General features: G+C 69.2%; 14 protein-coding genes. All 14 read left to right on the forward strand.

Annotation, left to right across the window (positions count from 1 at the left end; all coding sequences use genetic code 11):
• Positions 1-51 precede the first annotated feature (51 nt).
• Positions 52-822, forward strand: coding sequence for an IclR family transcriptional regulator (locus tag F0357_RS03635; RefSeq protein WP_153478851.1), 771 nt, complete (start codon positions 52-54; stop codon positions 820-822).
• A gap of 115 nt (positions 823-937) precedes the next feature.
• Positions 938-1,765, forward strand: coding sequence for an amidohydrolase family protein (locus F0357_RS03640; protein ID WP_153478854.1), 828 nt, complete (start codon positions 938-940; stop codon positions 1,763-1,765).
• Between the two features lie 42 nt (positions 1,766-1,807).
• Positions 1,808-2,137 carry an L-rhamnose mutarotase gene (locus tag F0357_RS03645; protein WP_153478856.1) on the forward strand — a complete coding sequence of 110 codons (330 nt, stop codon included), beginning with the start codon at positions 1,808-1,810 and terminating at the stop codon, positions 2,135-2,137.
• Positions 2,138-2,287: 150 nt separating this feature from the next.
• Positions 2,288-3,361 (forward strand): Gfo/Idh/MocA family protein, encoded by a 1,074-nt coding sequence (locus F0357_RS03650; RefSeq protein ID WP_153478859.1) that lies wholly within the window; start codon positions 2,288-2,290, stop codon positions 3,359-3,361.
• Positions 3,358-3,921 (forward strand): MaoC family dehydratase, encoded by a 564-nt coding sequence (locus F0357_RS03655; RefSeq protein ID WP_153478861.1) that lies wholly within the window; start codon positions 3,358-3,360, stop codon positions 3,919-3,921. The genes F0357_RS03650 and F0357_RS03655 overlap by 4 nt, the downstream gene beginning before the upstream one ends.
• A 20-nt stretch (positions 3,922-3,941) precedes the next feature.
• A complete protein-coding gene (locus F0357_RS03660) occupies positions 3,942-5,123 on the forward strand; it encodes a CaiB/BaiF CoA transferase family protein (RefSeq protein ID WP_153478863.1) in 1,182 nt (393 codons plus the stop codon).
• The gene (locus F0357_RS03665) at positions 5,120-6,253 is read left to right on the forward strand and encodes an extracellular solute-binding protein (protein ID WP_312861436.1); all 1,134 of its coding nucleotides are present in this window, start codon (positions 5,120-5,122) and stop codon (positions 6,251-6,253) included. Before F0357_RS03660 ends, F0357_RS03665 begins: the two co-directional genes overlap by 4 nt.
• 83 nt (positions 6,254-6,336) lie before the next feature.
• Positions 6,337-7,551, forward strand: a complete 1,215-nt coding sequence (locus F0357_RS03670) for an ABC transporter substrate-binding protein (RefSeq protein ID WP_153478865.1) — start codon at positions 6,337-6,339, stop codon at positions 7,549-7,551.
• Positions 7,552-7,692: 141 nt separating this feature from the next.
• Positions 7,693-8,433 carry an ATP-binding cassette domain-containing protein gene (locus F0357_RS03675; protein ID WP_153478867.1) on the forward strand — a complete coding sequence of 247 codons (741 nt, stop codon included), beginning with the start codon at positions 7,693-7,695 and terminating at the stop codon, positions 8,431-8,433.
• Positions 8,426-9,169 (forward strand): ATP-binding cassette domain-containing protein, encoded by a 744-nt coding sequence (locus F0357_RS03680; protein ID WP_153478869.1) that lies wholly within the window; start codon positions 8,426-8,428, stop codon positions 9,167-9,169. The genes F0357_RS03675 and F0357_RS03680 overlap by 8 nt, the downstream gene beginning before the upstream one ends.
• Positions 9,166-10,143, forward strand: a complete 978-nt coding sequence (locus F0357_RS03685; RefSeq protein ID WP_153478872.1) for an ABC transporter permease — start codon at positions 9,166-9,168, stop codon at positions 10,141-10,143. Before F0357_RS03680 ends, F0357_RS03685 begins: the two co-directional genes overlap by 4 nt.
• Positions 10,133-11,119 (forward strand): ABC transporter permease, encoded by a 987-nt coding sequence (locus tag F0357_RS03690; protein ID WP_153478875.1) that lies wholly within the window; start codon positions 10,133-10,135, stop codon positions 11,117-11,119. The genes F0357_RS03685 and F0357_RS03690 overlap by 11 nt, the downstream gene beginning before the upstream one ends.
• A gap of 26 nt (positions 11,120-11,145) precedes the next feature.
• Positions 11,146-11,595 carry a MaoC/PaaZ C-terminal domain-containing protein gene (locus tag F0357_RS03695; RefSeq protein ID WP_153478878.1) on the forward strand — a complete coding sequence of 150 codons (450 nt, stop codon included), beginning with the start codon at positions 11,146-11,148 and terminating at the stop codon, positions 11,593-11,595.
• An 81-nt stretch (positions 11,596-11,676) separates the two neighbouring features.
• Positions 11,677-12,495, forward strand: coding sequence for a DUF72 domain-containing protein (locus F0357_RS03700; protein WP_153478882.1), 819 nt, complete (start codon positions 11,677-11,679; stop codon positions 12,493-12,495).
• Positions 12,496-12,500 lie beyond the last annotated feature (5 nt).

Raw genomic sequence — 12,500 nt, forward strand, 5'->3', positions numbered from 1 at the left:
GACTTGGTCAACGCCCGTTGGCGTGACCGCCTGGATGGCCACGGAGGAATGATGAGCACGGAGGACAACGGCGACCGCTACCGCGCCCCGGCTTTGGACAAGGGATTGGACATTCTCGAACTGCTCGCCTCCACCGAGGAGGGAATGAGCCAGGCCGAGATCGCCAAGGCGCTGGAACGCACGCCGAACGAGATCTACCGGATGCTCGACCGCCTGGTGCGCCGGCGCTACGTCGTGCGCACCCAGGGCGACCGCTACGAACTGTCGTTGAAGCTGTTCGCCCTCGCCCATCGGCACGCACCGATGCGGCGGCTCGTTTCCCACTCGATGCCGATGCTGCGCCAGTTCGCCCGCGACGCCGAGCAGAGCTGCCACATCGCGGTCTACGACCGGGGCAACGTGCTCGTCGTCGCGCAGGTGGATTCGCCGGGCTATTGGGGCCTCGCGGTGCGCGTCGGCTCCCATGTCGGCCTGCTGAACACCGGCTCGGGCCATGTGCTGCTCGCCTTCGCGAGCGAGCGCGAGCGGCAGTTCATGATCGAGGAACACGAGTTCATGCCGCACGAGCAGGCGCCGGACGATCTCGACGCCCGCCTCGCCGTCGTCCGCGAGCGCGGCTACGAGATGATGGACAGCCAGCAGACCACGGCGGTGCAGAACATCTCGGTGCCGATCCTCGGGCCGCACGGCAGCGTCGTCGCGGTCTTCACCTGCCCCTATCTCAAGCGGATCGACGTCAGCGACGCACCGGATTCCGACGCGGTGCTCGCCATGGTGATCCGCACCGGCCAGGACATCTCCCACCTCGTCGGCGGCGCCTGACCGCCCCGAGACAGCCCTCGACCGCGCGCCTCACGGCGCGCGGCAACGACAGCCGGCCGGAAAACGGCCGCCCAACGCGCGCGCCGGACAGAAGCGCCGCAGGAGGAAGAGCCCGATGCGCATCGTCGATACCCATCTGCACCTCGTCTATCCCGACCGCTTCTCCTATCCCTGGCTCGCGGACGTGCCCGCCCTCGCCCACCCGTTCCCGGCCGAACCCTATTTCGCGGAAGCCGCCGCCCTCGGCATAGAGGCGGCACTGCACATGGAGGTCGACGTCGCCGAGGCCGACCAGGAGGGCGAGACGCGCTTCGTGACGACGCTCGATCCCCGCATCGTCGGTGCCATCGCCTCGGGGCGCCCGGAGCGGGCCGATTTCCCGGCGCAGCTCGAACGGCTCGCCGCCATCCCCGGTGTGAAAGGCCTGCGCCGCATCCTCCACACCTCCCCCGACGACCTTTCCGAACCCGCTCTGTTCGCCGAGAACATCCGTCGCATCGCCCCGCTCGGCTGGACCTTCGATCTCTGCGTGCTCGCCCGGCAGCTCCCGGTCGGCCGCCGGCTCGCCGAGCGCTGCCCCGACGTGCAATTCGTGCTCGACCATTGCGGCGTGCCGGACATCGCGGCGAAGGCGATCGATCCGTGGCGCGCCGAGATCGCGGCGATCGCCGCGCTGCCGAACGTCGCCGCCAAGATCTCCGGCATCGTCGCCTATGCCGGCGCCGATTGGACCGTCGACGACCTGCGCCCCTATGTAGAACACGTGATCGCCTGCTTCGGCTGGGACCGCGTCGTGTGGGGCAGCGACTTCCCCGTCTGCACGCTCACCGCCGACCTGTCGCGCTGGGTCGCGGCGACCCACGACCTCATTTCCGGCACCAGCGCGGACGAGCAGGCGAAGCTCCTCCACCGCAACGCGGAGCGGATCTACCACCTCGCCTGAGGTGACGACCGCCCCGCAATCCTCGAGATGGAGACGCCCGAAATGCAGCGCATCGCCAGCGTGATCGCCCTCAACCCCGACCGCATCGCCGACTATAAGCGGCTCCACGCCGCGGTCTGGCCCGAAGTGCTCGCGAAGATCGCCGAGTGCAACATCCGCAATTATTCGATCTTCCTGCGCGAGCCGGAAAATCTGCTGTTCGGCTATTACGAATATCACGGTACAGACCACGCCGCCGACATGGCGAAGATGGCGGCAGACCCCAAGACCCAGGAATGGTGGGCCGTGTGCATGCCCTGCCAGGCGCCGCTCGAGACCCGCAAGCGGGGCGAATGGTGGGCCGGGATGGACGAGGTTTTCCACGCCGATTGAGGCCGGGCGGACCGCCCGCGCCCCGCTCCGCAGGGCATCGCGGCGCGTCGGACGCGCGCCGCGACATTCCCCCTTGCGGCCTCCGCTCATAAATGAAAAGATCATTCACATAAGAACGTAAATCCGCACCAACGGATTTGGAGGAACGCCTTGGCGCTTCAAGACACGCTCCGGCAGAGCTGGCCGCGGCCGTCCGCGCCGCGCCCGATCGTCGTGATCGGGGCCGGCGGAATCGTGAAGGACGCCCATCTGCCGGCCTACCGACTCGCCGGATTTCCCGTCGCCGGCCTCTACGATCTCGACGCCGCGCGCGCCCGTGCGCTCGGCGAGAGCTTCGGCATCCCCGCGTTCGACAGCCTCGACGCCGCGCTCGCGGTGCCGAACGCCGTGTTCGACCTCGCGCTGCCGCCGGCGGCCCATCTCAGCGTCTTGGAACGTCTGCCCGAAGGCGCCGCCGTGCTGCTTCAGAAGCCGATGGGGCGCGATCTCGACGAGGCGACGCGCATCCTCGCCCTCGCCCGGGCGCGACGTCTGAAGGCGGCGGTCAATTTCCAGCTCCGCTTCTCGCCGATGATGCTCGCGGTCGCCGACGCGCTCGCGAAGGGCCTGCTCGGCCGGCTGATCGACGTCGAGGTGCACCTCAACCTCGTCACGCCGTGGCACCTGTTCCCCTTCCTCAAGGGGATGGAGCGGGTCGAGATCGCCGTCCATTCGATCCATTATCTCGATCTGATCCGCGGGCTCCTCGGCAACCCAGTCGGCATCCACGCCCGCACCCTCGGCCACCCGGCGAGCGACCTCGCCCAGACGCGGACGAGCGCGCTCATCGATTACGGCCCGGATGTCCGCGTCGCGGTGTCGATCAACCACCACCACGATTTCGGCCGCCGCTTCCAGGATGCGAGCTTCCGCTTCGAGGGCACCGAGGGGGCCGCGATGGTGAAGCTCGGCCTCCTTTTGAACTACCCGGAGGGCGAGCCAGACGAACTGTGGATCGCGACCGGCGGCGCGGACTGGGAACAGGTCCCCCTCGCCGGCGGCTGGTTCCCCCACGCCTTCATCGGGACGATGGCCAATCTCCAGCGCTTCGCCGCCGGCGAGGACGACCGCCTCGTCACCTCGGTCGAGGACGCATGGCACACCATGGCCCTCGTCGAGGCGGCCTTCCGCTCGTCCGCCGCGCCGGCGACGCCGGTGCCCGCAAGCCCGGAGGCTCTGTCATGAACGACGAACGCGAGGGCTTCGCGCCCACCGTCGGTGTCTCCTCCACCGTTCCCCGCGACATGCCGGCGGACCACGCCGCGCTGCCGGTCTGGAACGCCGAGAACTGGTTCTACGAGGATTGGCCGGTCGGGCAGAAGATCCGTTCCCTCCGCCGCACCATCGGCGAGAGCGACAGCCACCTCTTCAACACCCTCGTCACCGACATCCATCCATACGTGCAGGATCAGATGTTCGCCGAGACCGAGGGCGTGTTCGGCCGGCGGCTCGTCGCCGGCGCCTTCGTGTTCTCGGCCGGCCTCGGCCTCGTCGCCACCAACTGCGTCAACGCCTTTTCCTACGGCTACGACCGCTTGCGCTTCATCAAGCCGCTGTTCATCGGCGAGACCATCTACACGATCCGCACCAACCTCGATAAGCGCCCGAAATACAAAGAGCTCGGCCTGATCCGCGCGAGCTACGAGGTGTTCAAGGGCGAAGGGGAGCTGATCCTCTATTGCGAGCACCTGCAGACGGTCAAATACAGACATCCGGAGAGCTTCGTCGGCCAGACCGAGAAGTGATCGAGAACGAGCCCATCATCATGAATTCTGCCGAACCGAAGCCCGCGTCCACGACCGGCCTGCCCCTCGAAGGGCTCGTCGTCGTCGATATGAGCCAGTTCCTGTCGGGCCCCTATTGCTCGCTCCGCCTGATGGACCTGGGCGCGCGCGTCATCAAGGTCGAGCGCCCCGACGGCGGCGACCTGTCCCGCCGCCTCTATCTGAGCGACACCGAGATCGGCGGCGATTCCACCATCTTTCATGCCATCAATCGGGCGAAGGAAAGCCTCGCCATCGACCTCAAGAACCCGGACGACCTCGCCGCCCTCAAGCGGCTGATCGCCCAGGCCGATGTGCTCATCCAGAATTTCCGCCCCGGCGTCATCGAGCGGCTCGGGCTCGCCTACGAGGAAGCCCGCGCGATCAATCCCCGCCTCGTCTACGCGAGCATCACCGGCTACGGCGCCGAAGGCCCGTGGGTGATGCGGCCGGGCCAGGATCTGCTCGCCCAATCGCGCTCCGGCGTGATGTGGCTCAACGGCGACGAGGACCAGGGTCCGGTACCGTTCGGCCTCGCCATCGCCGACATGCTCGCCGGGTCGGCGACCGCCCAGGGCATCCTCGCCGCCCTGGTGCGCCGCGGCATCACCAATCAGGGCTCGCACGTCGAGACGAGCCTGATGGAAGCCTTGATCGACTTCCAGTTCGAGGTGCTGACCACCTATCTGAACGACGGCCGGCGCCGCCCCCGCCGCTCGGCATTCCGCAGCGCCCACGCCTATCTCTCGGCGCCCTACGGCGTTTATCCCACCAAAGACGGCTGGCTGGCGATCGCCATGACGCCGATCCCGAAGCTCGCCGACCTTCTGAAGATCGACGGCCTCGCCCCCTATCGCGACGCGCCGGCGACCTGGTTCACCGCCCGCGACGAGATCAAGGCGATCATCGCCCAGACCCTCGCCCATGAGCCGACCGACCATTGGCTGGCGATTCTGGAGCCCGCCGACATCTGGTGCGCCAAGGTGCTCGATTGGGAGGAACTCCTCGACAACGAGGGCTTCCGGGCGCTCGACATGCTCCAGCTCGTGGAGCGCGAGGACGACGTCCACATCCTCACCACCCGCTCGCCGATCCGGGTCGACGGCGTGCGTCCAAAGTTCGACCGCGCCGCGCCGCGCGTCGGCGAGCACAGCGCGCAGATCCGGGCGGAGTTCGGACTGTGAGCGCGATCCGCCTGAAGGGCATGACCTGGAGCCACCCGCGCGGCTACGATCCGATGGTCGCCTGCTCGGCCTTGTGGCGCGAGCAGACCGGCATCGAAATCGCCTGGGACAAGCGCTCGCTCCAGGATTTCGAGTCGTTCCCCGTCGAGGAACTCGCCCGCGCCTACGATCTCATCGTGATCGATCATCCCCATGTCGGCCAGATCACGGCCGAGGGCTGCCTCGCGCCGCTCGACATCGAAGGTCGCGAGGCGGAGCGCGCGGCGCTCGCCGCCGGCAGCGTCGGCGCGTCCTATCCGAGCTATTTCTGGGCCGGCCGCCAATGGGCCTTTCCGATCGACGCCGCGACCCAGGTTCTTGCCTGGCGCCCCGACCTGATCGAGACCCCGCCGCACCTTTGGGACGACGTCATGGCCCTCGCGCGCGAGGGCCGCGTGCTGACGCCGCTCCGGGCGCCCCATGCGCTGATGTGCGTCTATACGCTCGCCGCCCATCTCGGCCGCCCCTGCGCCACGACGGGGCCGGGCGATCTCATCGATCCGGAGACCGGCGTCCGCGTCCTGCGCCTGCTCGCCGATCTCGCGGCGGTGAGCGATCCCGCTGCCTTCGCGATGGACCCGATCGCCGTGTTCGAACGGATGGCCGAGGCCGGCTCGACGACCGCGGTGAGCCCGCTGATCTACGGCTATGTGAGCTACGCCCGCGCCGGATTCCGGCCGCACCGGCTCGCCTTCTCCGACATGCCGATCGCCGGCGACGCGGGGCCGGTCGGCTCGGCGCTCGGCGGCACCGGCATCGCCGTCTCGGCCCGCTCCGCCCATGTCGAGGCGGCGATCGATTTCGCCTATTGGATCGCGAGCGGCGATGTGCAGCGCGGCCTCTATGCCGCGTCCGGCGGCCAGCCTGGCCATGCCGCCGCCTGGGAAGACGCCGCAATCAACGCCGCGACCGGCAACTTCTACGCCGCGACCCGCGCCACCCTCGAAGGCGCCTGGGTGCGGCCCCGCCACGACGGCTACATGCCCTTCCAGGACGCCGCCTCCCACCGCATCACCGACGGCCTCAAGGCCGGCGATGCGCCGGAGGCGATCGTCGCCGACCTCAACCGCCTGTTCCGGGAGAGCTTCTGATCGGGAAGGCAGTTCAAAAATAGGTCCCATCTTAAGAGCGAAACAGCCGGCGCAACGACCGGCCGAGCGGGAGGAGAACGGACATGACGAAGACGAAGAACAGCAGACGAGTGTTCGCGGGCGCGGCCCTGACGGCGGGCATCGCGGTTGCGGCGTTCGCCGGCGCCGCGCGCGCCGAAGACGTCTCGGCGACGATCGCCGGGCTGCCGACCGAGCTCAAAGCGCAATATGAGGGCGCGCCGCAGAAGATCGGGCCCTCGGCGTGGGACAAGTTCACCCCGCCAGCGAAGCCCTGGAAGTGGTGTCACTCGGAATCCTACCAGGGCAATCCCTGGCGCGTGGCGGTAACGAACGAACTGAAGCGCCTCGTCGAGGGGCTCAAGGCCCAGGGTCTGGTGTCGAGCTTCGAGATCGCCGATTCCAACAACGACACCAGCCAGCAGATCAACCAGATCCGCGCCTTCATCGACAAGAAGTGCACGATCATCACCTCGATCCCGGGCTCCGCCACCGCCCTCGACGACGCGGTGAAGGCGGCCTACGACGCCGGCATCCCGTTCGTCACCGCCGCCGGATCGGTCACCAGCCCCTACGCCATCAATGTCGATTCCAACTATTCCCGCTGGGGCTTCGATATGATGACGGCAATCGGCAAGGCCCTCGACGGCAAGGGCAACGTGCTGATGGTCGAGGGCATCGCCGGCCATCCGATCGTGGCGCAGGAGCGCCAGGGTGCCGACGCCGCGCTGAAGCAGAATCCGGGGCTCAAGATCGCCCGCACCGTGAACGGCAACTGGACCGCCAACGTCACGAAGACGGTGGTGCTCCAGGCGATCGCCACCAACCCGGCGCCGATCGGCGCGGTGTGGACGACCGGCAGCGAAAGCCGCGTCGTCGCCGAAGCCTTCGCCGAGGCGGGCCGGCCCGCCCCTATCATCACCGGCTCGATCACCGGCGATGCGCTCGGCTACTGGCATGAGCACCCGGACCGCTTCCGCTTCGAAGGCAACGCGGTGCTGCCGGGCTGGACCGCCGAGACCCTGTTCCGCGTCGGCGTCCGCACCCTCGAGGGGCAGCAGCCGAAGCTCAACACGCTGATGATCCCGATCCCGGCGGTGCACGGCGCGGATCTCGACACGTGGTACCAGCCCTGCATGACGCCGGCCTCGGTGTCGGTCTTCCCGGTGCCGCCGACCGATCCGATGCCGGAGACGCTGCTCGACGCCTATTTCGCCAAGCCCGCCCCGACGCCGGGCTGGAACTATGCGGACGTGCCGAAGGCCTGCGCCGGACAGTGAGCCGGTCACGACGGATGGCAAAGGGTCCCGACTTTTTTGCTTCTCCGTCCCGTTACGGTCCCCGGAGTTCGCTCCGGGGACGCTCGCCGGCCCGACGTCGGCCCTAAGCCCCGTCCGACAACACCGCCTCCGAGGGATGGAATGCTCGCGATCGAAGGCCTCTCGAAGCGCTACGGCGAGACGATCGCGCTCTCGGGCGCCTCGATCGATTTCGGCGCCGGGCTCGTCCACTCGATCCTCGGCGAGAACGGCTCGGGCAAGAGCACTCTCGTGAAGCTCCTCTCCGGCATCGTGCTGCCGGATGCCGGCGCGATCCTGTTCGAGGGCCATGCCTTCTCGGGCCGGCGCCCGGCCGATTTTCAGGCCGCCGGCTTCATGACGGTGTTCCAGGAGGTGCTGATCGCCCCGGACCGCACCGTGATCGACAACGTGCTGATGGGCTATGACGGCCTCTTCCGTCGCCGCATCGCGCGGGCCGCGCGGCGCACGGCGGTGGCCCAAGCCCTTGCGCGCTTCGCCCGCACCGCGGTGCCGCTCGACGCCCTCGCCGGTGATCTTCCGCTCGCGGCGCAGCAACTCGTGGTGCTCGCCCGCGCCGTCGTGCGCCGTCCCAAGGTGCTAGTCCTCGACGAGGTGACCGCCGCGCTCGACTTCGCCGACCGCGAGGCGGTGTTCGCGCTGATGCGTGACCTCGCCGACGCCGGCACGCTCATCCTGTTCATCACCCACCGCATGGACGAGGTCACGCTGCTCTCCGACCGCATCTCCATCCTGCGCGGCGGCAAGGTGGTGGCGACCCGCCCGGCCGCCGGCGCCGATCCCGACGATCTCTTGCGGCTGATGGCGCCCGAAACCGCCGCGGAGCTCGCGCACCATGGCTGACATCCTTTCCTTGAGAGCCCGCGGACTCGCCTTGCGAGCCGGTGCCGCGCCGTTCGACGAAGTCGTCGGGGCCGGCGAGATCGTCGGGCTCGCGGGCCTCGACGGCCACGGCCAGCAGACCTTTCTCAAGATGCTCGCGGGCCTGACGGCCCCCGCCGCCGGCGACATCCTCGTCGAGCGCGACGGGACGGAGGAGCGCATCGGCTCGTTCCGACGGGCGGTCGCCCGCGGCGTCGCCTATCTGCCGCGCGACCGGCGTGCCACCGGCATCTTCCCGACGCTCTCGGTGCTCGACAATTTCGCCATCGCCACGGTCGGGCGCGATGCGCCCGCCGGCCTCATCAGCGCCGGCCGCCGTCGCTCGCGCTACGAGCATTATCGCGAGCGGCTGTCGATCGTGGCGCCCCGGCCCGACGCGCCGATCACCACCCTCTCCGGCGGCAACCAGCAGAAGGTGCTGCTCGCCCGCTGGCTCGCCGCCGAGCCGAAGCTGCTCCTCCTCGACGACCCGACCCGCGGCGTCGACGTCGCGACCCGGCGCGTCCTCTACGGCGTCTTCCGCGACCTCGCCAAGGAGGGCATGGGGCTCGTGGTCCTCTCGAGCGAGATCGAGGAGATCCTGCTCCTCTGCGACCGGGTTCTCGTCTTCCGCGAGCATGCGCTCGCCGCCCGGCTGTCCGGTGCCGAGATGACGACCGAAACCGTGATCGCCGCCATGTTCGGACGGGCCGCATGAGCTACATCGTCCCCGCGCCGCAGCCCTCCCGCCTCGCCGGCCTCTGGCGCCGCACCGGCTTCGCGGCGGTGCTGTTCGTCGTCCTCCTCGCCGTCAACGTCTGGCTCAATCCGGCCCGGTTCGCGCCGGCGGCCTGGGGCACGCTGATCGGCCTCGCGGCCCCGCTCGTGGGCGCGGCGCTCGCGTCTGCTCCGGTCATCCTCGCCGGCCGCGGCGGCATCGACGTCTCGGTCGGACCCACGATGGGTTTCGTCAACGCGGTGCTGATCTCCGTCCTCTTCCTCGGTGCCGGCATCTCCTCGCCGCTCGTGCTGGTGCCGGCGGCGCTCCTCATCGGCGTGGCGGTCGGTGCGTGGAACGGGTGGCTCGCGACGATCGTGCGGGTACAGCCGATCGTGGCGACGCTCGGGACCTATCTCGTCCTCGCCGGCGTGACGCTGACGATCCTGCCCGCACCCGTGGGTCCCGCCCCCGACTGGCTGAAGGCCCTCGCGGGGCCGGCCTCGATCGTGCCGCTCGCGGCGGTCTTCGCGATCTGGTGGGGGCTCAAGCAAACCCCGTTCTACGATCACCTGATGGCGGTCGGCAGCGACGACCGCGCCGCCTATACGGCCGGCGTTCCGGTGACCCTCGTCCGCTTCCTCGCCTATGGCTTGACCGGCCTCTTTGCCGGGATCGCCGGGATCATGCTGACCGCGCTGATCGGCTCCGCCGACCCCAATATCGGCCCGACCTACACCCTGATCGCCATCTCCGCCGTGGCGCTCGGCGGCGTCAGCCTCGCCGGCGGCCGAGGCGGGCTGGTCGGGGCCGCGATCGGGGCGCTCGACATCTTCCTTCTGCAGAGCGCCCTCACCTTCTTCAACGTCTCGACCTTCGTCCTGCAGATCGCCTATGGCGCGATCCTCGTCGCCGCCGTGGTGCTCACCGCCGTGCAGGACCGGCTGTCCCGGAGGGCGACCGATGACGCGTGACCCCGTCCGCCGCGGCCTCCGCTTGCCGAGCGGCACGCCCGCCCGCGTTGCCGGCGCCTTCATCATCGCGGCCCTCCTGCACCTCGCCGGCATGGCGATGATCGAAGGCTACAGCGCCGCCTTCGCGGTGCGGGCGATGCTCGTCATCGCCTCGCTCCTCGCCGTCGCCTCGATCGGCCAGACCCTCGTCGTCATCATCGGCGGCATCGATCTGTCGATCCCGTTCGTGATCGGCTTCGCCAACGTCGTCGCCGCGCAGCTCTACGGCGAAGGCTACCCGTTCGTCTTCGTCGCCCTTCTCGTCGGCGTGCTCGCGCTCGCGATCGGCGCCCTCAACGGGGCGCTGTCGGCGGGGCTCAAGATCCATCCGCTGATCGTCACCCTCGGCGTCGGGACGGTGGTGCAAGGCGCGGTGCTTCTTTGGACGGGGGGCTTTCCGTCCGGGTCGGCGCCGGACGCCGTGTCGTCTTTCGTCTCGATCGGGGGATCGGCCGGCCCGTTGCCGGTGCCGTGGTTGGTGCCGAGCTTCATCGTCCTCGCGGCCCTCGTCATTCTCGCCCTCGCCCGCACACCGTTCGGCCGCCGGCTCTATGCGCTCGGCTCCAACCCCGGCGCGGCGCCGCTCGCCTTGATCCGGCCGGTCGCGATGTGGACGGCGACCTTCGCGCTCTCCGCCCTGTTCGCGGCGCTCGCCGGGGTCCTCCTGCTCGGCTTCACCGGCTCGGCCTACGGGGCGGTCGGCGAGCCCTACCTGTTCCAGACCATCGCGGCGGTCGTCATCGGCGGCACCGCGCTCGTCGGCGGGCGCGGTTCCTATCTCGGCACCGTCGCCGGCGCCCTCGTGCTGACGGAGCTCAACACGCTCCTCATCGGCCTCGGCCTCCAGCCGGCGACCGTCCAGGCGGCGCTCGGCCTCGTCATCATCGCCCTCGTCTCGCTCTATGGCCGCGAAGGCCACGTGCGCACGACGATCTGAGATCCCTTCGAACATCCAGGCTCATCATGTCCGAACGTCCGCGCTTCTATGAGGATTACGAGGTCGGCGAGGTCCGCAAGACCCACGGCCGCACCATCACCGAGACCGACTTCGTGGTCCATGCGGGCCATACCGGGGATTTCTTCCCGCACCACCTCGATGCCGAGTTCATGAAATCCTCGCCGTTCGGCCAGCGCATCGCCCACGGCACGATGACCTTCGCGATCGGCATCGGGCTCACCGCGAGCGAGATCAACCCCCACGCCTTCACCTACGGCTACGAGCGGCTGCGCTTTCCGAAGCCCGTCTTCATCGGCGACACCATCCACACCGTGCTCACCGTCTCCGCCAAGGAGGACGATCCGAAGCGCGCCGATTACGGCCGCATCGTCGAGAGCTGCAAGGTCGTCAACCAGCGCGGCGAGACGGTGCTCGCCTGCGATCACATCCTGCTCGCCGAGAAGCGCAAGGGATAAGCCCGCTCATCCCACGTTCGGGATTTGACCCTCGCCCGCCCGGGCGCCAGGGTGCGAGGCCGAGAACCGGGGAGAGACGAGATGGCGAACGATGCGGCGGGCCCGATCCGGGTCGGGATCGGCGGCTGGACCTTCGAGCCGTGGCGGGACGGCACGTTCTACCCGCCCGGCCTCGCCCAGAAGCGCGAGCTCGAATATGCGAGCCGCAAGCTCACCGCGATCGAGATCAACGGCACCTATTACGGCTCGCAGAAGCCCGAGAGCTTCGCCCGCTGGCGGGAGGAGACGCCCGACGGCTTCGTGTTCTCCCTCAAGGGCTCGCGCTTCACCACGAACCGCCGCGTGCTCGCGGAAGCCGGGCCGTCGATCGAGAAGTTCGTCACGAGCGGCATCGCCGAGCTGAAAGAAAAGCTCGGGCCGATCAATTGGCAGTTCATGCCGACCAAGAAGTTCGACGCCGACGATTTCGCCGCCTTCCTCGGCCTGCTGCCGCACGCGGTGGACGGCCTCGCGCTTCGCCATGTCGTCGAGGTGCGCCACGAGAGCTTTCGCACGGCGGATTTCGTCGCGCTTGCCCGGGAGCATGGGGTCGGGATCGTCTACACCGACAAGGACGCCTTCCCCGAGATCGCCGACATCACCGCGCCCTTCGTCTATGCCCGCCTGCAGACGGCGTCCGAAGACGAGGAGAACGGCTATCCCGCCGCCGTTCTCGACCGCTGGGCGGAGCGGGCACGCGCCTGGGCCGCAGGCGGCGCGCCCGACGACCTGCCGCTCATCGCGGCCCCCGCTCCGGCGAAGGCCGACGGTCGCGAGGTCTTCGTCTTCATGATCAACGGCTTCAAGCCGAAGGCGCCGCGGGCCGCGATGGCGCTGATCGAGCGGGTCGGCGGGCTCTGAACCGG

It is taken from the genome of Segnochrobactrum spirostomi (assembly GCF_009600605.1).
Taxonomy (GTDB): Bacteria; Pseudomonadota; Alphaproteobacteria; order Rhizobiales; family Segnochrobactraceae; genus Segnochrobactrum; species Segnochrobactrum spirostomi.